Annotated in this window: 18 protein-coding genes; 11 read left to right on the top strand and 7 right to left on the bottom strand. The window is 64.2% G+C overall.

Going from position 1 to position 21810, the window contains the following annotated elements:
* Window positions 1-36: 36 nt before the first annotated feature.
* The 4 genes from xylA to GR138_RS19370 all read right to left on the bottom strand — a co-directional run bounded on the left by xylA (window position 37) and on the right by GR138_RS19370 (window position 5096).
* Window positions 37-1347 carry a xylose isomerase gene (gene xylA, locus GR138_RS19385; protein ID WP_160860906.1) on the bottom strand — a complete coding sequence of 437 codons (1311 nt, stop codon included), beginning with the start codon at window positions 1345-1347 and terminating at the stop codon, window positions 37-39.
* A 26-nt stretch (window positions 1348-1373) separates the two neighbouring features.
* Window positions 1374-2828, bottom strand: a complete 1455-nt coding sequence (gene xylB / locus GR138_RS19380) for a xylulokinase (RefSeq protein ID WP_160860905.1) — start codon at window positions 2826-2828, stop codon at window positions 1374-1376.
* 10 nt (window positions 2829-2838) lie between these two features.
* On the bottom strand, window positions 2839-3894 hold the full coding sequence (locus GR138_RS19375) for a LacI family DNA-binding transcriptional regulator (RefSeq protein ID WP_160860904.1): 1056 nt from the start codon (window positions 3892-3894) through the stop codon (window positions 2839-2841).
* Between the two features lie 83 nt (window positions 3895-3977).
* Window positions 3978-5096 (bottom strand): metallophosphoesterase, encoded by a 1119-nt coding sequence (locus GR138_RS19370; RefSeq protein ID WP_160860903.1) that lies wholly within the window; start codon window positions 5094-5096, stop codon window positions 3978-3980.
* Window positions 5097-5431: 335 nt separating this feature from the next.
* Here GR138_RS19370 and GR138_RS19365 point away from each other — a divergent pair, with 335 nt between their 5' ends.
* The gene (locus tag GR138_RS19365) at window positions 5432-6316 is read left to right on the top strand and encodes a PhzF family phenazine biosynthesis protein (RefSeq protein WP_160860902.1); all 885 of its coding nucleotides are present in this window, start codon (window positions 5432-5434) and stop codon (window positions 6314-6316) included.
* 6 nt (window positions 6317-6322) lie between these two features.
* Here the strand turns inward: GR138_RS19365 and GR138_RS19360 are convergent, their stop codons facing one another.
* Both GR138_RS19360 and GR138_RS19355 read right to left on the bottom strand, forming a co-directional pair.
* Window positions 6323-7912 (bottom strand): DHA2 family efflux MFS transporter permease subunit, encoded by a 1590-nt coding sequence (locus GR138_RS19360; RefSeq protein ID WP_160860901.1) that lies wholly within the window; start codon window positions 7910-7912, stop codon window positions 6323-6325.
* Window positions 7913-7940: 28 nt separating this feature from the next.
* Complete coding sequence (locus tag GR138_RS19355) at window positions 7941-9143, bottom strand: HlyD family secretion protein (protein ID WP_160860900.1); 1203 nt, start codon at window positions 9141-9143, stop codon at window positions 7941-7943.
* 144 nt (window positions 9144-9287) lie between these two features.
* Here GR138_RS19355 and GR138_RS19350 point away from each other — a divergent pair, with 144 nt between their 5' ends.
* The 6 genes from GR138_RS19350 (at window position 9288) to lysS (ending at window position 17173) form a co-directional block, all read left to right on the top strand.
* A complete protein-coding gene (locus GR138_RS19350; protein WP_160860899.1) occupies window positions 9288-9947 on the top strand; it encodes a TetR/AcrR family transcriptional regulator in 660 nt (219 codons plus the stop codon).
* A 131-nt stretch (window positions 9948-10078) separates the two neighbouring features.
* Window positions 10079-10930 carry an AraC family transcriptional regulator gene (locus tag GR138_RS19345; RefSeq protein ID WP_160860898.1) on the top strand — a complete coding sequence of 284 codons (852 nt, stop codon included), beginning with the start codon at window positions 10079-10081 and terminating at the stop codon, window positions 10928-10930.
* Between the two features lie 98 nt (window positions 10931-11028).
* Window positions 11029-11784, top strand: a complete 756-nt coding sequence (locus tag GR138_RS19340) for a TerC family protein (RefSeq protein WP_160860897.1) — start codon at window positions 11029-11031, stop codon at window positions 11782-11784.
* Between the two features lie 297 nt (window positions 11785-12081).
* Window positions 12082-13854, top strand: a complete 1773-nt coding sequence (locus GR138_RS19335; protein ID WP_160860896.1) for an SLC13 family permease — start codon at window positions 12082-12084, stop codon at window positions 13852-13854.
* Between the two features lie 164 nt (window positions 13855-14018).
* On the top strand, window positions 14019-15488 hold the full coding sequence (gltX, locus tag GR138_RS19330) for a glutamate--tRNA ligase (RefSeq protein WP_160860895.1): 1470 nt from the start codon (window positions 14019-14021) through the stop codon (window positions 15486-15488).
* Window positions 15489-15676: 188 nt separating this feature from the next.
* Window positions 15677-17173 carry a lysine--tRNA ligase gene (gene lysS / locus GR138_RS19325; protein ID WP_160860894.1) on the top strand — a complete coding sequence of 499 codons (1497 nt, stop codon included), beginning with the start codon at window positions 15677-15679 and terminating at the stop codon, window positions 17171-17173.
* A gap of 185 nt (window positions 17174-17358) precedes the next feature.
* Here lysS and GR138_RS19320 read toward each other — a convergent pair whose 3' ends face one another.
* Window positions 17359-18063, bottom strand: coding sequence for a hypothetical protein (locus tag GR138_RS19320; RefSeq protein WP_202402729.1), 705 nt, complete (start codon window positions 18061-18063; stop codon window positions 17359-17361).
* A gap of 212 nt (window positions 18064-18275) precedes the next feature.
* Here GR138_RS19320 and GR138_RS19315 point away from each other — a divergent pair, with 212 nt between their 5' ends.
* Genes GR138_RS19315 through GR138_RS19300 form a run of 4 tightly spaced genes read left to right on the top strand, consistent with a single transcriptional unit; the run spans window position 18276 to window position 21740 of the window.
* Complete coding sequence (locus GR138_RS19315; RefSeq protein WP_160860893.1) at window positions 18276-19166, top strand: metal ABC transporter substrate-binding protein; 891 nt, start codon at window positions 18276-18278, stop codon at window positions 19164-19166.
* A complete protein-coding gene (locus tag GR138_RS19310; RefSeq protein ID WP_276508800.1) occupies window positions 19163-20032 on the top strand; it encodes a manganese/iron ABC transporter ATP-binding protein in 870 nt (289 codons plus the stop codon). Before GR138_RS19315 ends, GR138_RS19310 begins: the two co-directional genes overlap by 4 nt.
* Entirely contained in the window at window positions 20029-20901 is an 873-nt protein-coding gene (locus tag GR138_RS19305) for a metal ABC transporter permease (RefSeq protein ID WP_338091123.1), read from the top strand. Before GR138_RS19310 ends, GR138_RS19305 begins: the two co-directional genes overlap by 4 nt.
* Window positions 20898-21740, top strand: a complete 843-nt coding sequence (locus GR138_RS19300; protein ID WP_160860892.1) for a metal ABC transporter permease — start codon at window positions 20898-20900, stop codon at window positions 21738-21740. Before GR138_RS19305 ends, GR138_RS19300 begins: the two co-directional genes overlap by 4 nt.
* Window positions 21741-21810: the final 70 nt, after the last annotated feature.

Below are 21810 nucleotides of genomic sequence, written 5' to 3'. Positions count from 1 at the left end.
GCGATCACGCCTCGGCTCGAAATGCTCGACAGGGCGTCAAACGTAGCGGTTGACCACGTTCTCCAGCAGCTCCTGCTTGCCGGAGCGCGGCTGCGGGTTGACGCCGGCCTGCAGCACATAGGCTTCCAGCGCCTCAAGCGACGAACCGCCGGCCAGGATGTTTTTCGCGGGCGCGGTCTGCCAGCCGGCATAGCGCTCGGCGAGCGGGCCGGACAGCGCCTTGTCCTCGATCATCTTCGCCGCCGCCTTCAGGCCGCGGGCGCAGCAATCCATGCCACCGATATGGCCGATCAGCAGGTCCGCCGGGTCGATCGACTGGCGGCGCAGTTTTGCGTCGAAATTCGTGCCGCCGGTGGTGAAGCCGCCGCCCGCCAGAACCTGATAGAAGGCGAGCGCCATTTCCGGCACGTTGTTGGGGAACTGGTCGGTATCCCAGCCGGACTGGTAATCGTTGCGGTTCATGTCGATGGAACCGAAAATACCGAGTGCATTGGCAAGTGCCAGCTCGTGCTCGAAGGAATGGCCGGCAAGGATGGCGTGGCCCTGCTCGATATTGACCTTCACCTCGTTTTCCAGGCCGTATTTCTTCAAGAAGCCAAACACCGTCGCGACGTCGTAGTCGTACTGGTGCTTGGTCGGCTCCTGCGGCTTCGGCTCGATGAGGATGGCGCCCTTGAAGCCGATCTTGTGCTTGTATTCGACGACCATGTTGACGAAGCGGCCGAGCTGGTCGAGCTCCTGGCCGATATTCGTGTTGAGCAGCGTCTCGTAGCCTTCGCGGCCGCCCCACAGCACGTAATTGTCACCGCCCAGGCGATGGGTGGCGTCGATGCAGGTCTTGACCGTCGCGGCGGCGAAGGCGAAGACGTCCGGGTCCGGATTGGTGGCAGCACCGCCCATGTAGCGGCGGTTGGAGAAGAGGTTGGCGGTGCCCCAGAGCAGCTTGACGCCGGTCTCGGCCTGCTTCTTCTCGAAATAGTCGACGATCTCGTTGAGGTTCTTGGTGTTCTCGACGAAACCCTTGCCTTCCGGCCGCACGTCCGCGTCGTGGAAGCAATAGAACGGCACGCCGAGCAACTGGAAGAACTCGAAGGCCACGTCGGCCTTGAGTTTCGCGGCCTTCATCGAATCCTCGAACCACGGGCGCTCGAAGGTCTGGCCGCCGAAGGGGTCGCCGCCCGGCCAGACGAAGGTGTGCCAATAGGCGACGGCGAAGCGCAGGTGATCTTCCATGCGCTTGCCGGCGACGATTTCGTCGGGATTATAGTGGCGGAAGGCGAGCGGATTGGTGCTGTCGGGACCTTCGTATTTGATCTTGGCGATGTCGCCGAAAAAGCCGGTGGCCATGGATGTCTCCTCTTGAATGGTCTGGATCAGTAGGCGGCGCGGATTGCCGGATAGAGGCGGCGGTAGCGCTGATAGGCGTCCTCGTAGGCGGCGGTCAGCGCCGCCTCGGGTTCGATCGTCTCGGCCGTGGCCGGTGCGGTCAGGATATCGGTCGGGTTCGCGCCGGTCGCGGCGATGAGGCCGAGGCGGGCGGCGCCGAAGGCCGCACCGAAATCGCCGTCGGCCGGCAGATCGACGGGCAGGTTCAGCGCGGTGGCAATCGACTTCAGCCAGTAGCGCGAGCGCGAGCCGCCGCCGATGGCGGTGACGCGCGACAGGCGCGTGCCAGCGGATTTCAGCGCCTCGAGGCTGTCGCGGATGGCAAAGGACACGCCCTCCAGCACGGCCTGCGTCAGCACCGCGCGGCCACTCTCATGGCCAAGGCCGAGGAAGGCGCCGCGAATGGCGGCGTCGTTGTGCGGCGTGCGCTCGCCGGAAAGGTAGGGCAGGAAGGTGACGCTCGAGGGTTCCTTCAGCGCTTCGCCGAGTTCCGTCGTCAGATCGGCGGCGGAGGCGCCGGTGACACGCGAATGCCAGTTCAGCGCATCGGTGGCGGAAAGGATGACGCCCATCTGGTGCCAGGTGTTGGGCAGCGCATGGCAGAAGGCGTGCACGGCGCTTGCCGGGTTCGGCAGGTAGCTGGCGTTCGCCGCAAACAGCACGCCGGACGTGCCGAACGAGACGAAAGCCGTGCCCTCACGCACCGTGCCCATGCCGCAGGCCGAGGCCGCATTGTCCCCGGCGCCCCCGGCGACGACGATGCCCTCGCCAAGCCCCCACCGGGCGGAGAGGTCCGAGCGCAGCGTTCCGGCGGGCTCCGTGCCTTCGACGAGGCCCGGCATCTGGCGCTCTTCCAGGCCGGTTGCCGCAAGCAGCTCTGCGGACCATGCGCGCGCCCCGGTATCCAGCCAGGACGTGCCGGCCGAATCCGACATTTCCGACAGATGCTCGCCGGTGAGCCAGAGGCGCAGGTAATCCTTCGGCAGCAAGACCCAGCGGACCTTTGCAAAGATGTCCGGTTCGTTCGCCTTCACCCAGGCGAGCTTCGGCGCGGTGAAGCCGGGGAAGACGATGTTGCCGGTGATTGCGCGGAAGCGCGGATCGGCATCGAGGCTGGCGGCCTCGCGATGGCTGCGCGTGTCGTTCCACATGATGCAGGGGCGCAGGACCTTGTCGTCGGCATCGATCAGGGTTGCGCCATGCATGTGACCGGACAGGCCGATGCCGCGCACGGCGGCAAGGGCGGCGGGATGGGCGGTGCTGAGGCCGGCAATGGCTTCCTCCGTCGCGCGGATCCATTCGGCGGGGTCCTGTTCGGACCAGCCGGGATGCGGGCGCGTGGTGGCGACCTGCTGGCTGGAGGCCGAGCCGATGACGGTCTGGTCTGCGTCGATCAGCATGGCCTTGACGCCGGAGGTGCCGAGGTCGATCCCGAGATACATGCGTCTCTCCCTAGTTGCCGGCCGCGCCGGGCTGTTCGTCCTCGTCCGGCCCGGCCGGGAGGTTGTCCTTGATGAAAATGTCGAGGCGGATGCGCTCCTGCGCTGATATCACCGGCAGGCCATCGGCCTTGGCGCGCAGGACGCGGATGGCGCTGCGCACCTCGTGACCGGCATCCTGGTTGAGCACGGCATCGACGAGGCCGGTTTCGAGCGCTGCGCGGGTCTCGGCGGTCAGTTCATGGGCGATGACGCAGAGATCGGCCCTCCCCCTGGCGGAAAGCGCCTTGATGAGGCCGCGGTTGCCGGCGCCGAGATTGTAGATGCCGGCAAGAGTAGGATTGGCGGCAAGGCAATCGGAAATGAGGGAGAAGGACAGATCCGGATCGTCCTGTCCCTCCAGCACGGGCAGCACGGTGCGGGTGACCGGCATGGCAGCGTGAAAACCGTCGAGGCGCTCGCGATGGTCGCGCACCCGCATCGAGCCGGCCAGCACCGCCACGGCACCGGGTCGTTCGCCCAGGAAGCGTCCCATCAGGCTGCCGGCGGTGCGACCGGCGGCGATGTTGTCGACGCCGACGAAATGATCGCGGCCGGAATTTGCGAGGTCCGAGACGAGCGTGACGAAGGGAATGCCGGCGGCATGCGCCCGGGCGATCGCAGCGGACACCTCCGGCGCATCGACCACCACGGCGGCGATGCCGGAAACGTCTTCCATGATGGCGGCGTCGATGGCCTTCACCAGTGCGCCGGCATCGAAGGCGGGAACGGTCGCCACGGAGAGGCGCGTGCGCTCGGCAGGAGAATGCAGGCCGGCGCGGCGGACTTCTGCTTCCAGCCCGCGCATGAAGGGATTGTCGCCCTCCGGCAGGATGAAGACCAGCGGGTAGACACGGCTCTTGGCAAGGTTGGCCGCCGCGACATCGCGCACATAGCCGAGCGAGACAATCGCCGCCTCGACCTTGGCCTTCGTGACGCCGCGCACGCCCGGCCGGTCGTTCAGCACGCGGTCGACCGTGGCCAGGCTGACGCCCGCCGTTTCAGCGATATCGTGAACTGTGGGTCTCATGTCTCCTCCGTGGCGAGACCCTTAGAGGAATTTTTGATGTACGTAAATCAGAAATTTTCGCAGGCCGCCCGGAACGGGTTTTTTCAACCCGTGAGACGCTTGCTGAAGGCGTGCGTGAAGATGATGTCGGCCGGGTTTTCGCCCGCCTTGGCGAGGGTCACATCGAGGAAAGAATCGGTGACGTGGACCAGCGCGAAACCGCCGAGAAAGGCGGCGATCGGCTTGAAGATGTCGTAGCCCTCGCGGTTGTAGATCATCGGCGTCGGGTGTTCGTGGCCATGGAAGATACCGACGACGTTGTAGCCCTTCAGCGCGGCGGTAAGGCTCGCGCGCTCCGCATCGGTCCACCAGTGCGCAGCACCTGCGCCCTGCGGATCGAAGGTCTTTGCCGCCGGGTCCCAATGTTCCGTCGAGAACGTGTCCCAGCCATAGTGCTGGAACAGCACGACGGGACGGCCGTCGGCGGCATAGGTGGCGAGATCCTGCTGCAGCCACGACAGGCCGCTGACGGCCCCCTTGGTATCGTCGCCACCGAAGCGCTGGAGCTGGATGAGATGCAGGCCGCCCCAATCCCAGGAGTAGTTGTCCGACTCGATATCGTAGTTCGTCACCGGCACGGGGGCCTTGTAGAACACGGTGGACCGGTGATTCAGCTCGACATAGTCGCGCAGCTCGCGGCGATACCAGTCAACATGCGGCGGCGCGCCGTCCTGGTCGAGATCATGATTGCCGAGGCCGTTATAGACCGGATAGTGCACCCGGTCCGGTCCGGTGCCCTGCTGGTAGCGACTGGAAAACTGCTGGAGCTGGCGCCCCTCGCCCGGCACCTTCACCTGCCCGCCGCCGTCATCCGTCATGTCGCCACCGAACACCAGGCCGAGCGGCGTGGCGATCGTCGTGCCGGCGCTTTCGAGGCCGGAAGGTTTTCCGTCGATCGTCGCGGGCCAGACCAGGCCGCCGACGGCATTCACCGCCGCGACATGGCGCAGCAGCGCCGCATCCGTCTTGCCCTCGTCCGCGCAACCGGGGCTGAGGCCATCGGCCGAGACGAGGCAGGCGTGCACGTCGCAGGAGAAGAGGAAGGTCGCATCCGTCGCCGGCCGCTGCGTCTGCGCCAGGAGCGGCAGGCGCGGCAGCGTGAGGGCAAGGCCGAGGCCGGCTGCACCGGTGAGAAGATGGCGGCGGGTGGGATGAACGGGCATACGGCTCTCCGGGGCGAAAGGCAGGTCGCATTCTGGAACAGGAATGCGCGAGCGTACAGCGGTCTCGGCGTCACCTTGGGGCAATCGCCTATGGCGCCACCGTAGCCGCTTTCCCCTTCTCCCCCACGGGGAGAAGGTGGCCCGAAGGCTCGGATGAGGGGGCTTGGCACGCCGCTTACCGTCCGCGCCACCCCCTCATCCCGCTGCCGCGACCTTCTCCCCGAGGGGGAGAAGGGGCAGGAGGCAACCTCCGAATGCCATGTGCGATCGCCCTGCGTCGCCTTGAGCCACCACCGCGAACTTGCTACCACCGGACGACACATTGGAGTCGCATGATGAAGCTGCCTTTTCACACACTCGACGTCTTCACCCGCCTGCGCTTCGGCGGCAATCCGCTTGCTGTCGTGCTGGAGGCCGATGAGCTGACGGGCGAGGAAATGCAGATGATCGCCCGCGAGTTCAACTATTCCGAAACGACCTTCGTGCTGCGCCCGAAAGACGCGCGGCATACGGCGCATGTGCGCATCTTCACGCCCACGGTGGAAGTGCCGTTCGCAGGCCACCCCAATGTCGGCACGGCCTATGCGCTGGCGACGGCGGACGGCAACGAAACGGTGGAAGAATTCATCTTCGAAGAAGCGGCAGGCCTTGTGCGGGCGAAGATCCTGCGCGTAGCGGGAGAGGTCGACCAGGTCCAGCTGACGGCACCGCAGGCCCTGTCCGTCGGGCGAAGTTTTGCACCGGCGAGCGTCGCCGCGTGCCTTTCGCTGGACGAGGCGGATATCGCCGTTGGTGTGCATCAGCCGTGCATCGCCACGGTCGGCCTGCCGTTCATCGTCGTCGAGATCGCCACGCGCGAGGCCCTGCAGCGCGCCAAGGCCGACATGGCGGCGTTTTCCGCCATCCTGCCGGCGGACGGTGCCGATGCGATCTATCCCTATTGCCGGGAGGTGGCGGAACGAGACGGCGCGGTGGACTTTTCCGCCCGCATGTTTGCGCCGTTCGACGGCCTGCCGGAAGACCCCGCGACGGGCAGCGCCACGGCAGCGGCCTGCGCCCTCCTCGCCGGGCTGGAAAAGAGCACGCCGCGACAGTTCCAGGTGGCGCAGGGCATCGACATGGGGCGGCCGAGCCTGCTGTCGGTCGCGGTCGAAGAGGATGGAACCGTGCGGATCGGCGGCGCCTGCGTGCCGGTCCTGAGCGGGATCTTGAGCGTCTGACGCCTGTCAGTGCCCGCCACCGCCGCCGACGCCGGATTGCGGTTTCTTGATCACGAAGGCGCATAGCACCAGCGTGCCGAACAGCCCCGTCAGCAGCACGAAGACGTCGGCGAAGGACAGGATCGTCGCCTGTTGCTGGACAAGGCCGGACATCTTCTGGATCGCGATGGTGGTGCCGTCGAGGCCATGCGACGAGTAGTTCGCCGCCATGTTGCGCAGCTGGTCCATCGCTTCCGGATTGCCCCACTGCACATGTTCGGACAGCCGGGCATAATGCCCCTGCTGGCGCTGGGTGAGGATCGTGTTGATGACCGCGAGCCCCACCGCGCCACCGAGGTTGCGCGTCAGGTTGAAGACGCCGGAGGCACCGCGGACCTTGTCCGGCGAGAGAGTGCCAAGCGCCACGTTGTTGATCGGCACCATGCAGATCATCAGACCGAAGCCACGCAGGATCTGCGGCAGGAGCAGCTCGTAGAAATCCCAGTCCGTCGTCAGGCTGCTCATGATCCACGTGCCGTAGGAGAAGCTGGCGAAACCGATCATCATCATGAAACGCGGATCCATGCGGCTCGACAGCGCGCCGGCAATGGGCGCCGTGAAGAACATGGTGAGGCCGCTGACGAACATGGTCTCGCCGATCATCAGCGAATCGTAGCCGCGGATGCGCCCGAGATAGAGCGGGTAGAGATAGGTCAGGCCGTAGAGACCGATGCCCATGACGAAGGAGAACAGCGAGCCGAAGGCAAAATTCCGGTTGCTGAAGGCGCGCAGATCCACCACCGGAAACTCGACGTTGAACACCCGGTAGAAGAAGATCAGCCCGCCGACCGCCGACGCGACGGCGCCCATGACGATATGCTCGTCGTTGAACCAGTCATTGGCGTTACCCTCTTCCAGCACATATTCCAGCGCGCCGAGGAAAACCGCCATGGCGGCGAGGCCGAGCCAGTCGAACTTCTTCATCAGACTGAGCTGCGGCTTGTCGAAATCGATGAAGTTCCAGGTCACGATGGTGACGATGATGCCGGGCACGATGTTGACGAGGAACAGCCAGTGCCAGGAGAAGGCATGGCTGAGATAGCCGCCGACCGTCGGGCCGATCGTCGGCGCAAGCGTCGCGACGAGGCCGATCATCGGCGAGACGATGGAGCGCTTCGACGGCGGGAAGATAGTGAAGGCGGCCGCGAAGACCGAGGGGATCATGCCGCCGCCGATAAAACCCTGGATGGCGCGATAGACGATCATCTGGTCGATGTTCGTCGCCGTTGCGGCGAGCGCGCTGGCGGCGGTGAAGCCGGCGGCCGAAACGGCAAACAGCACGCGGGTCGAGACGATGCGGGCGAGCGTGCCCGACAGCGGGATCATGATGACCTCCGCGATCAGGTAGGAGGTCTGCACCCAGCCGATCTCGTCCGAGCCGGCACTCAAGCCGGCCTGGATTTCGGCAAGCGAGGCCGAAACGATCTGGATGTCGAGGATCGACATGAACATGCCGAAGACCATCGCGAAGAACGCGACGACGCGGCGCACGGGGATCTTGTCGGATTGGGCGGGCGCCGCCACGGCGCCGGCTGTCGGTTCAGCGGTCGCGGCCATCGCCCGCGCTCCTTTGACTGGAGAAACCCTACTCGGCTTTCGCGGCCCGTGCCGTGTCGGTCGGCGCCGTGCGGCTGTCGACATCGACGACCACGCTCAGGCCCGCCCGGAGCTTGCCGGTATCCAGCGCCTCCTTGGGGATGGCGATGCGGACCGGCACACGCTGGGTGACCTTGGTGAAGTTGCCCGTGGCGTTTTCGGCCGGCAGCAGCGAGAACACCGAGCCGGAGGCCGGCGCGATCGACTGCACGGTGCCGAGGATGTCGTCATCCTCATAGGCATCGACATGCAGGTGCACCTTCGAGCCCGGCACGAGATGGGCGATCTGCGTTTCCTTGAAATTCGCCTCGATATAGAGGTCCTTGACCGGGACGAGTGCTGCAAGGCGCTGGCCGGCCGAAACGAGATCGCCGACCTGCATGGAAATATTGCCGACGACGCCGTCATAGGGCGCCTTCAGCACGGTGAAGGCGAGATCGCGCTCCGCCTTGTCACGGGCGACCTCCAGCGTGCGCACGCTGCTCTCGGATTCGGCGCGTTGCGCCTGGAGAACCGCGATATTTGCCCGGGCGGCGACGATATTGGCATCCGCGCCGACGAGGTTGGCCTTGGCCTGGTCGAGCGCCACGGTCGCGCTGTCGAGCGATGCGGTGGTGCCGACCGCCTTGGCGTTCAGCTCCTTGGCGCGCTTTTCCGCCACTTCCGCGCCGCTGAGGGAGGCCTGATAGGCGACCTTCTGGGCTTCCGCCTGGGCAAGGCTCGCCTTGGCGCCCTCGATCTGCGCGTCGATGCGGTCGAGCGCGAGCTTCTGCGTCACGATCTGGGCCTCGGCCTGCTCCTTGGCAAGCACGTAGTCACCATTGTCCAGGGTGACGAGCGGATCGCCGGCCTTGACCACCTGGTTGGCGACGACGTTCACGGCCGCGATATAGCCGGAAACCTTGGGAGAAATGGAAGCGATGTCGCCCTCGATGTAGGCGTCATCTGTCGAGATCATGAAGCGACCGTTCGTCCACCACTGGTAGCCATACCAGCCGGCGGCGGCAAGCAGCGCGAGGCCGATGACCGGCATCACGAAACGGCGGCTGCCCTTTTTCTTCTCGGGCTGCGCGACGGCGGCGACAGGCGTTGCCTCGGCGGTCGTCACAGGCGAAGCCTCGGCGGTTTCGGCCTCAAAATCATCGTTGACCGGACGAACCTTCGCCGCGCCGGTGCCATGGGTAGTCGACATGGGCTTGCCACCATCTCAGGGATAAAATTTCGAACTGAACCGTTCGGTTCGATTTGACTTAGGCCACTTTATCCCGCATATCAAGTGAAATCGAACTGATCGGTTCGAAATAGTTGATAGCAAGTTTCGAACACGGGAACTGAGATGCAGACGACCGAAGAAAAGCCGGCTGGCCCGCTGACGGGCCGCCGCGTTGCCGGCGAGGACCCCGCCAAGCGCGAGCAGATCCTCGACGGGGCGAAGCGCGTGTTCATGGAACAGGGTTTTGAAGCCGCCAGCATGAACGACATTACCCGTGCGGCGGGCGTCTCCAAGGGCACGATCTACGTCTATTTCGAGAACAAGGAAGACCTGTTCGGCGACATGATCGAGCGTGAGCGCCGCAAGCTGACGGAAACGGTGCGCCACGCACTCGACAGCGACCAGCCGCTCGACCGGGCGCTGAACGATTTCGGCATGCTCTTCGCCACGCATATGACGGCGGACCAGACGATCCGCGCCATGCGCATGGTGATCGCCGCCAATCATCGCCTGCCGACACTCTGTAGTCGCTTCTTCTCCGCCTCGGCGATCAACCCGGTCTCGGTGTTGCAGGACTATCTCGACCGCCAGGTCGCCGCCGGCGCAATCACCTGCGACGACACCGCGCACGCCGCCAAGCAGTTCATCGAACTCACCACCGTCGGCCTCTTCAAGCCGCGCATCTTCGGGTCGATGGAAGAGGTGCCGCCGCGCGCGGTCATCGAGAAGAATGTCGTCTCGGCGATCAGGGTCTTCCTTTCCGCCTACGGTTCAAAGAGCTAACGTTTTCACGCAGCTCCGGACGCAAAGCCGCTGCGCACGTTTGCTGGCGTTGCTGTAAACGCGCAACCACGATCAAGTGACGGGCCGCGAAGGACGCCATAGAATGGCTGTCCATGAGGAGCGACCGAGCCATGCATCCCGTTGCCAAGGCGATCTGGTACATCGAAAGCCATTTCGGCAGGGCCATCGCGCTGTCCGAGATCGCCGCGATGGCCGGCATGTCGCGCCACCACCTGTCGCGGCGCTTCAACGAGATGACCGGCCAGAACCTCAACCGGTATCTGCGCGCCCGCCGCCTTTCCGAAGCCGCCCGGCAACTGGCCGGCGGCGCGGCTAATATCCTGACGGTGGCACTCGAGGCCGGCTACGGCTCCCATGAGGCATTCACCCGCGCCTTCCGCGCGGCCTTCGGCACCACGCCGGAAGCCGTGCGGGCACGGCGCGATCTTTCCGGCCTCACTCTTCAGGAGCCCATCCGCATGTCCAACCTCGAAAAGCCAAACCTGCCCGCCCCGCGCATCGAAACGCTCGATGCCTTCACCATTGCCGGCCTCGGCGGCGACTTCGAGCCCGGCAAGGCCGCCGGCATTCCCGCGCTCTGGCAGAGATTCAACGACTATTTCGGCCACATCCCCGGCCAGGCCGAAAAGACCGCCTACGGTGTCTGCACGATGCAGCCGGGCAAGCCGCATTTCCACTATGTCGCCGGCGTCCGCATCGCCAAAAACCAGGACCTGCCGGCGGAATTCGAGACGATCGCCGTGCCGGCGCAGACATGGGCGGTCTTCGCGCATCACGGCCATGTCAACGGCATTGCGGCGACGGTGGACGCCGCCTTTCGCACCTGGCTCCCCGCATCCGGCCGCAAAATCGGGGCCTTTCCGGACATGCTGGAATTCTACGGCGAGGATTTCGACCCGGAAACCGGGCTGGGGCGTGTGGAAATCTGGCTTCCGCTCGCCGATCCGATGACGAAATCGTGAAATGATCGGGAACGGCGGCCGGCCTGCTTGCCACCGGTTGAAATCTGCATAAATACGGAAGTCCATTCTCAAACCGTATTCTTGGAGAGGAAGACCGGATGGACAGCATTCTTGCCCTGATGCAAGACCCGGCCGCCTGGATCGCGCTCATCACCCTTATCGTGATGGAAGTCGTTCTCGGCATCGACAACCTTATCTTCATCTCGATCCTGACCAACAAGCTGCCGCCAGAACACCGGGTGCAGGCCCGCCGCATCGGCATCGGCCTGGCGCTGATCATGCGCCTTGGTCTCCTCGGCACCATCGCCTGGATCGTCCAGCTCACCACGCCGGTGTTCGAGGCCTTCGGCCACGGCTTCTCGTGGAAGGACATGATCCTGATCGCCGGTGGCCTCTTCCTCGTCTGGAAGGCGACGAAGGAAATCCACCACAATGTCGACCCCGTCGACCACAAGGAAGACATGGTCGGCGGCGCCGTCGCATCGTCGTTTTCGGCAGCGATCGGCCAGATCCTGCTGCTCGACCTCGTCTTCTCCGTCGACAGCATCATCACCGCCGTCGGCATGACGCCGCACCTGCCGATCATGGTGGTCGCCGTTGTCGTCGCCGTCGCCGTCATGCTCTTGGCCGCCAACCCGCTCGCCAACTTCATCGAGAAGAACCCGACGATCGTCATGCTGGCGCTCGCCTTCCTGATGATGATCGGCACGACGCTGATCGCCGAAGGCATGGGCTTCCACGTGCCCAAGGGCTACGTCTACGCCGCCATGGCCTTCTCGGCCCTCGTCGAGGTGCTGAACATGATCTCGCGGCGCGCGCGCGAGAAGAAGAGCAAGGGCGCGACCCACCACTGACAAACAACCGGCGGGATGAAAATCCCGCCGGTTTCAGTTTGGAAACCTGCTGAAGACAGACCGGACGGGTGGGGAGCTCGCCTGCCGTTTCGTTGGCCACGGGAAGAAACCGGAAAAATCCCCGTGTTCTCCATCCCCGTCGCGTCCGGTTGACACGACCCGCCTTCTCTTGGCAAACCTTTCGACGGATGAATTGTTCCGCGAAAGTTCATGGCCGGTATCCGTTGCTTGTGACGGAACCGGAAAGGCCTGGATGGAATTCATGCCAAGCATCCTCCTGCCGCACGGGCCATACGCATGACACTTGAGCAGACCTTCGCCTTCGTCGTCATCGGCCTGATGATGGCGGCGTTCATCTGGGGACGCTTCCGCTACGACCTCGTCGCCTGCTGTTCGCTGCTGCTGGCGCTGGCGCTCGGCATCGTGCCCTTCGACAAGGCGTTTTCCGGCTTCAGCGACGATATCGTCATCATCGTCGGCAGCGCGCTGATGGTGAGTGCGGCGGTCGCCCGCTCCGGCATCGTCAACCTGGCGGTCAAGCGCTTCTTTCCGAACCTCACCTCGAAACAGAGCCAGCTCGCGCTGCTGCTCGTCTCCGTCGCGGTGCTCTCGGCCTTCATCAAGAATATCGGCGCGCTCGCCATCATGATGCCGCTCGCCTTCCAGTTCGCCAAGAAATCCGGCACGCCGCCCTCGAAATTCCTGATGCCGATGGCCTTCGCCGCCCTGCTCGGCGGCCTGATGACCCAGATCGGCACCTCGCCCAACATCGTCGTCTCGCGGCTGCGCCAGGAAATCACCGGCGAGAGCTTCACCATGTTCGATTTCACGCCGGTCGGCGCGCTTCTGACGGTGTGCGGCATCCTCTTCATGCTGTTCTTCAACCGCATCGTGCCGGAACGCACCAACAGCAATGCCAGCATCGAGGAATCGCTGGAGGCCTCCGCCTATTCCTCCGACGCCACGGTGGAGGAAGGCTCGCCTTCGGTCGGAAAATCGCTCAACGAAATCCTGAAAAACGGCGATGGCGAGGTGATTGCCACCGCCATCATCCGCGGCCATGTCCACATCACCCCCCTGCCCGATGTGCGGCTGATGGTGAACGACACGATCCTGATGGAAGGCACGGCGGGCGCGCTCGACAAGGTCGTCTCCGCCACCGGCCTGACGCTGTCCGGCAAGCCGATCCGCGCCGGTAGGGGGGAAGCCGGCGAAATCAGCGCCATCGAGGCCGTGGTCGGCAACGATTCCCGCCTCATCGACATTTCCGCGCGCAGCATCGCGCTGTTCCACTCCTACGGCATCAACCTGCTCGCCGTCAGCCGGCAGGGCCAGCGCCTGCGCGAAAAGCTCTCCGAGGTGCGTCTTCGCCCCGGCGACATGATCGTGCTCCAGGGCAACACCCGCACCTTGCCGACGCTTTTGCCGGAACTCGGCCTGCTGCCGCTCGCCCAGCGCGAAATCCTGCTCGGCGCACCGCGGCGCGCGATCATTCCCGTGCTGATCCTGATCGCCGCCATGACCTCCACCGCGCTCGGCTTCGTGCCGGTCGCCACCGGCTTCTTCGCCGCCGCCGTCGCCATGGTGCTGTTCAAGGCCGTGCCGTTGCGCGACGCCTATACCGCACTCGACGGGCCGATCCTCGTGATGCTCGCCGCCCTCATTCCCGTCTCCGACAGCCTGCGTACCACAGGCGCCAGCGAATTGATCGCCGGCTGGCTCGGTGACGTCGCCGTGCACCTGCCACCCTTCGGCGCGCTCGCCCTCATCCTCTTGACCGCGATGGCCGTCACGCCGTTCCTCAACAATGCCGCGACCGTGCTCGTCATGGCGCCGATCGCGGCGAGTTTCGCCAGCGCGCTTGGCTACAAGCCGGAGGCCTTCCTGATGGCGGTGGCGATCGGTGCGGGCTGCGACTTCCTCACCCCCGTCGGCCACCAGTGCAACACGCTGGTCATGGGGCCAGGCGGTTACAAATTCGCCGATTATCCGCGCGTCGGACTGCCGCTGTCCTTGCTGATCGTTCTCGTCAGCGTGCCGGCCCTGCTCGCCGTCTGGCCGGTACGGTAGCGCGGCCGGAGTTTTTCTTGACGTGCCGGGCTGAATATGGTCTCAACCAGCCCAACGGAGAGCCTTTTCCCCGCGAAAAACCGGGTTCCTCCTCGCAAAAATCACGCCTCCGACGCCGGGTTCTCCGGCCGGGGGCGTAAAACCATGTCAAGACGGGCCATATCATGAGCACTTCCGGAACCACGTCCGGCGTTCGCGTACGCATCGCACCCTCCCCGACCGGCGAGCCGCATGTCGGCACCGCCTATATCGCGCTGTTCAACTATCTCTTCGCGAAAAAGCACAACGGCACCTTCATCCTGCGCATCGAGGATACGGACGCCACGCGCTCGACGCCGGAATTCGAGCAGAAGGTGCTGGACGCGCTGAAATGGTGCGGTCTCGAATGGTCGGAAGGCCCTGACATCGGCGGCCCCTACGGTCCCTATCGCCAGTCCGACCGCAAGGACATGTACCGTCCCTATGTCGACAAGATCGTCGCCAACGGCCACGGCTTCAAATGTTTCTGCACGCCGGAACGGCTGACAGAAATGCGCGAGGCGCAGCGCGCCGCCGGCAAGCCGCCGAAATACGATGGTCTCTGCCTGCACATTTCCGCGGAAGAAGTCACGCGCCGTGTCGACGCCGGCGAGCCGCATGTCGTGCGCATGAAGATCCCGACCGAGGGCTCGTGCAAGTTCGTCGACGGCGTCTACGGCCCGGTCGAAATCCCGTGGGATGCCGTCGACATGCAGGTGCTGCTCAAGGCGGACGGCATGCCGACCTATCACATGGCGAACGTCGTCGACGACCACCTGATGAAGATCACCCATGTGGCGCGCGGCGAGGAATGGCTCGCCTCCGTGCCGAAGCACATCCTCATCTATCAATATCTCGGTCTCGAGCCGCCGGTCTTCATGCACCTGTCGCTTATGCGCAATCACGACAAGTCGAAGCTGTCCAAGCGCAAGAATCCGACCTCGATCTCCTACTATTCCGCGCTCGGCTACCTGCCCGAAGCGCTGATGAACTTTCTCGGCCTGTTCTTCATCCAGATCGCCGAGGGCGAGGAACTGCTCACCATGGAGCAGCTCGCCGAAAAGTTCGATCCGGAGAACCTTTCCAAGGCCGGCGCGATCTTCGACATCCAGAAGCTCGACTGGCTGAACGGCCGCTGGCTGCGCGAGCAGTTGACGGAAGAGGAATTCACAGGCCGCGTGCTTTCCTGGGCCATGGAGAACGATCGCATCCGCCAGGGCCTCAAGCTCTCGCAGTCGCGTATCTCCAAGCTCGGTGAACTGCCTGATCTCACCGGCTTCCTGCTGAAATCGGATCTCGGCCTGACGCCGGACGCCTTCGCCAAGGTGAAGTCCACGCCGGAAGAAATTCTCGAAGTCTTGAACCAGGTTCAGCCCGACCTCGAAAAGATGCCGGAATGGACCGTGGAAAGCATCGAGGCGGAACTGCGCTTGAGCGCCGACCGGCTCGGCAAGAAGCTGAAGGTCGTCGTGGCCCCGCTCTTCGTTGCCGTTTCCGGCTCGTCGCGCTCGCTGCCGCTGTTCGACTCGATGGCCATCCTCGGCCGCTCCGTCGTGCGCCAGCGCCTTAAAGTGGCGGCACAGGTGGTAGCTTCGATGGTTGGAAGCGGGAAATAGTCTACAGTCGAGGGGACACCCCCTCATCCGCCTGCCGGCACCTTCTCCCCGAGGGGAGAAGGTGATGCGGCGCCCGCAATACTCTCTCTTGTCCCCTCTCCCCTCGAAGAGAGGGCTAGGGTGAGGGGGTAGCCAAAGGCAGCAGTTTTGTAATTATTGCGCGGTTACGCCGCGACAGGGTTCGAAAAATGACCGACACGAAGACAGAAACCGGCCTTTCCTCCGATCCGACGGAAGTCCGCCGCCAGAAGCTCGACCATCTTCGCCAGACGATCGGCGACGTCTATCCGGCGCATTTCCACCGCACGATGAGCAATGCCGAGCTCGCCGAGAAATACGAGGCGCTGGAACTCGACACCGAGAGCGGCGACGTCGTGACGGTGGCCGGCCGCGTCTATTCCTCGCGCAATTCCGGCATGTTCATGGACATCCATGATGCCTCGGGAAAGATCCAGATCTTTAGCCACAAGGACACCACGCCGGAAGAGGCGCGTGCGCTGCTGCCGATGATCGACCTTGGCGACATCATCGGCGTGACCGGCGTCGTGCGCCGCACCAAGCGTGGCGAGCTGACCATCAACGCGCAGGAAATCGTCATGCTGACGAAGACCCTGCTGCCGATGCCGGAAAAGTGGCATGGCGTGGCCGACGTCGAAATCCGCTACCGCAAGCGCCACCTCGACATCATGACCAATGAGGAATCGAAGCTGCGTTTCCAGCAGCGTTCGAAGATCGTCTCGGGCATCCGTCGCTTCATGGAAAACGACGGCTTCATGGAAGTCGAGACGCCGATGCTGCATTCCGTCTATGGCGGTGCGACGGCCGAGCCCTTCAAGACGCACCACAACACGCTGAAGCTCGACATGTTCCTGCGCATCGCGCCGGAGCTCTACCTGAAGCGCACGCTGGTCTCCGGCCTTACCGACAAGGTGTTCGAGATCAACCGCAACTTCCGCAATGAGGGCGTGTCGACCCGGCACAATCCCGAATTCACCATGATGGAATGCTACTGGGCCTATGCCGACTACGAGGACATTATGGACCTCGTGGAGCGCCTGTTCGCCGAGCTGGCCGTAAAAATCCACGGCTCGACGGAATTCGCCTACGGCGACAAGGAAATCTCCTTCAAGGGCCCGTTCAAGCGCGTGCCGATGCCCGATGCCGTCAAGGACGCGACCGGCATCGACTTCCTGGCCATCAAGACGGACGAGGAAGCCCGCGCCGCCGCAAAGGCGGCCGGCTTCGAAGTGGAGAAGGACTGGACCTGGGGCGAATGCCTCGCCTTCATCTTCGAGGAGAAGGTCGAGGGCACGCTGATCCAGCCGAGCCATGTTACGCATTTCCCGAAGGACATCTCGCCCTTCGCCAAGGAAGTGCCGGGCGAACCGCGCCTCGTCGAGCGTTTCGAGACCTATTGCAACACCTGGGAACTCGGCAACGCGTTTTCCGAGCTGAACGACCCGGAAGAGCAGCGCGCCCGCATGGTCGAGCAGCTCGAACAGGCGCATGCGCGCGGCGAGAAGTCCAAGCAGCTCGACGACGAGTTCCTGGACGCCATCGACCAGGGCATGCCGCCGGCCGGTGGCCTCGGCATCGGCGTCGACCGCCTGATCATGCTGCTCACCAATGCGCCATCGATCCGCGACGTCATCCTCTTCCCGGCCCGACGGGCGAAGGCGGACTGAGGCTCTTTACAGCCGGCACGGCCCCTCATCCGCCTGCCGGCACCTTCTCCCCGCAAGCGGGGCGAAGGGGACAAGGCTCTATCGTTTCCTGAAATCGGATAGCCGGTTCGGCATTTCCCTTCTCCCCGCCTGCGGGGAGAAGGTCGCGGCAGCGGGATGAGGGGCAAGTCTCCCCAACAGCACGCTCAGTGCTCGCTCTTGGCGACCTCGTGCGTGCCTTCTTCGGCAGCCGCTGCATGCTCGCCGCCGCCCTCGCCTTCGGCCGGCGCTTCATGGCCACCTTCAGCCTTCGCCTCACCCTGCCCGCCGCCTGCGTCCGCCACCGCATTCGGATCGATGCAATCCGCCCGCTCGTCCATGCCCGTGACGATGGTCTTGATCTCGTCGAGCGACAATTCCTTGCGCTCGCCATAGAACTCGCCGTTTTCGGCGGGCTTGCCATCGGTGTAGCGCGCGACGAAGGGCGCGCTCATGCCGGGGATGGCGGAAGGGTCGCGGGCAAACAGCACCTCGGCGCCAATGGCGCGGCCGCGCATGTCGGCGCGGTTTATCGGGCCTGCCGTATCGAGCAGGATGACCTGATACAGATCGGCCGTTTCGTGATTGGACACGGCGCCCGCGACACGCAGCGCCGTCTTGACGCGCACTTCGCCGTCCTTGGCGTCGGAGCGCACATATTTGCGCAGCCAGTGCTGGCCGTTGCGATCGAGGCGAACGGTGGTGACCGTGGTGCAGGCGACGCCCGACACCTGCTCCGCCGGCGGCCCGAGCAGCGCATCGCGCCCGACGAGGATTGCCGCAGCACCCGACGCACCGCTCAGCACGACGACACCGGCGACGATGATCAGCAGCTTCCGGGACAAGCGGAACGAGGTCGGAAGGAACTTCACGGGCGCAGACTTCTCTTGGAACGCAGGAACATGGAACGCGCCGAGACCACGCGAACTTTGCGCACAATACACGGCGGGCGTTTCGGAAGTTTTAAACGGCGGCGTCCGATTTCGGGACGCTTTTGCGAATGATTTGCAATTGCGTTTGACAGGCGGCGAAAGCGCCCTATAGTTTAATGCAACTCATTCGCAAAAGCAGCTCAGGAGAGCCGATGCTTCGCCGTTCGTTTAATGCCCTTCTCGTCAGCCTCACTCTGGCTTCCGCCGCCCCCGCAATCGCCCAGGAAAAGCCGAAGGTCGTCACGACCTTCACCATCATCGCCGATATCGCGTCGAATGTGGCGGGCGATGTCGCGGTGGTTGAATCGATCACCAAGCCGGGCGCCGAGATCCACAATTACCAGCCGACGCCGCGCGATATCCTGAAGGCACAGGATGCCAAGCTCGTGCTGTGGAACGGCCTCAACCTCGAACTCTGGTTCAAGAAATTCCTCGCCAATCTCGGCGACGTGCCGAATGTCACGGTCAGCGACGGCATCGAGCCGCTGAGCATCGTCGAGGGACCCTATCAGGGCAAGCCGAACCCGCATGCCTGGATGTCGCCCAACAATGCGCTGATCTATGTCGAGAACATCCGCAAAGCCTTGGTCGCGCTCGATCCAGCCAATGCGGCGACCTATGACGCCAATGCCAAGGCCTACAGCGCGAAGATCACCGCGCTCGGCGAGGAGATGAAGGCGAAGATCGGCGCGTTGCCGGAAGAGAAGCGCTGGCTCGTCACCAGCGAGGGCGCCTTCAGCTACCTCACCCGCGATTTCGGCCTCAAGGAACTGTTTCTCTGGCCGATCAATGCCGACCAGCAGGGCACGCCGAAACAGGTGAAGGCGGTGATCGACGCGGTGCGCGAGCACAATATCCATGTCGTCTTCTCGGAAAGCACCGTCTCCGCCGACCCCGCCAAGCAGGTCGCGGCCGAAACCGGCGCCACCTATGGCGGCATCCTTTATGTCGACTCGCTGAGCGAGGCGGATGGCCCCGTACCGACCTATCTCGACCTGCTGCGCGTGACCTCCGAGACCATCGTGAAAGGCCTTTCGCAATGATGATGGGCGGCAAGCCGAAAAAGGTGGACGGCATCGTCGCGGAGGACGTGACCGTCACCTATCGCAACGGCATGACGGCACTGCGCCATGCCAGTTTCTCCGTGCCGAAGGGCACGATCACCGCACTTGTCGGCGTCAATGGTGCCGGCAAGTCCACGCTGTTCAAGGCGATCATGGGCTTCGTGCCGGTCGCCGCCGGCAAGGTGACGATCCTCGGCCTTTCCGTGAAGGAAGCACTGAAGAAGAACCTCGTCGCCTATGTGCCGCAGGCCGAAGAGGTCGACTGGACCTTTCCGGTGCTCGTCGAGGACGTGGTGATGATGGGCCGCTACGGCCATATGAACTGGCTGCGCATTCCGAGCAAACGCGACCATGAGATGGTCGACGAGGCGCTGTCGCGGGTCAACATGGCGGCCTTCCGCAAGCGCCAGATCGGCGAACTTTCCGGCGGACAGCGCAAGCGCGTCTTCCTTGCGCGAGCGCTGGCGCAGGAGGGCCAGGTGATCCTGCTCGACGAGCCCTTCACCGGCGTCGACGTCAACACGGAAGAGCAGATCGTCGAACTGCTCGGCAAGCTGCGCGACGAAGGCCGCGTCATGCTGGTCTCGACCCACAATCTCGGCAGCGTGCCGGATTTCTGCGACCGCACCGTCTTCGTCAAGGGCACGGTCATCGCCTCCGGCCCGACGAAGGAGACTTTTACCGAAGCCAATCTGGAGCGTGCCTTCGGCGGCGTGCTGCGCCACTTCATCCTCGGCGGCCACGACCTGCACGACGACGAGGACAAGCGCTCGATCACGGTCATCACCGACGACGAGCGCCCCTTCGTCATCTATGGCGAGCCCGAGAAGGAGAAGACGCCGTGATCGACACGCTCCTCGAGCCCTTCGGTTACGGCTACATGGTCAATGCCATGTGGGTCAGCGCGCTGGTCGGCTGTATCTGCGGCTTCCTGTCGGCCTATCTCATGCTGAAGGGCTGGTCGCTGATCGGCGACGCGCTCTCGCATTCGATCGTTCCGGGCGTCGCCGGCGCCTATATGCTCGGCCTGCCCTTCGCGGCCGGTGCCTTTCTGTCGGGCGGGCTTGCCGCCGCCGCCATGCTCTTCCTCAATCGCCAGACGAAACTGAAGGAAGACGCCATTATCGGCATGATCTTCTCCTCCTTCTTCGGCCTCGGCCTGTTCATGGTGTCGCTGTCGCCGACACCGGTGAACATCCAGACCATCGTGCTCGGCAACATTCTTGCCGTCAGCCCCGAGGACACGATACAGCTCGCCATCATCGGCGCCGTCACGCTCATCATCCTGCTGTTCAAGTGGAAGGACCTGATGGTCACCTTCTTCGATGAAAACCATGCCCGTTCGATCGGCCTCAACCCGACGGGTCTGAAAATCCTGTTCTTCACGCTGCTCAGCGCCTCGACGGTCGCTGCCATGCAGACGGTCGGCGCCTTCCTCGTCATCGCCATGGTGGTGACACCGGGTGCCACCGCCTATCTGCTGACCGACCGCTTCCAGCGCCTGATCGTCATCGCGGCATCGCTCGGCGCCGGCACGAGCTTCGTCGGCGCCTATATTTCCTACTTCCTCGACGGCGCGACCGGCGGCATCATCGTCGTGCTGCAGACGGCGATCTTCCTGCTGGCCTTCGTCTTCGCGCCCAAGCACGGCCTCATCGCCGCGCGCCGCAAGGGCCAGCTGGCGCTCGAACCCGCGGAAGGCGCCAAGCCATGAACGAGACGCTTGAACTCGCCATCATGCCCTTCCAGCTCGCCTTCATGCAGAATGCCTTTCTGGTGACGCTGATGATCGCCGTGCCGATGGCGCTGCTGTCCTGTTATCTGGTGCTGAAAGGCTGGTCGCTGATGGGCGACGCGGTCTCCCATGCCGTGCTGCCGGGTGTCGTCATCGCCTATGTCGTCGGCCTGCCCTTCGCGGTCGGCGCCTTCGTCGCCGGCTTGTTCTGCGCGCTCGCCGCCGGCTATCTCAAGGACAACAGCCGAGTGAAGGAAGACACCATCCTCGGCATCGTCTTCTCCGGCATGTTCGCGATCGGGCTGGTGCTCTACGTCAAGATCCAGCCGGACATCCATCTCGACCACATCCTGTTCGGCGACATGCTCGGCATCGCGGCATCGGATCTCGTCGAAACGGCGATCATCGCGCTCGCCTCGACCGGCTTCATCCTCATCTTCCGCAAGGACCTCTTGGTGCATGCCTTCGACCGGCAGCACGCCTCCGCCATCGGCCTGCCGGTCAAGCTGCTGCATTACGGCCTGCTCGCCGTGCTGTCGCTGGTCGTGGTCGGCGCGCTGAAGGCGGTCGGCATCATCCTGGCGATCGCCATGCTGGTGGCGCCCGGCGCCATCGCCGCGCTCGTCACCCGGCGCTTCCCGAGCATGCTGATGGTTGCCGTCGCGGTTGCCATGGGAGCGACGTTCTTCGGCATCTGGCTGAGCTTCCTGATCGACAGCGCGCCGGCACCGACCATCGTGCTTTTGATGACGATCCTCTTCGTCCTGGCGTTTTTCCGCAACGTGCTGCAAAGCCGCAGGCCCGCACAGGAGGCGTGATCCGGCCCGGCTGAGGCTCTGTCGACAGAGGTGCGGTTTCCGTCTATCGTCCGCCGCGACCGGTCGGCCG

The sequence above is a fragment of the Shinella kummerowiae genome, assembly GCF_009827055.1.
GTDB classification, from domain to species: domain Bacteria; phylum Pseudomonadota; class Alphaproteobacteria; order Rhizobiales; family Rhizobiaceae; genus Shinella; species Shinella kummerowiae.
Note: the sequence above shows the minus strand (reverse complement) of the source record. Positions and strands in the feature narration are given on the sequence as shown.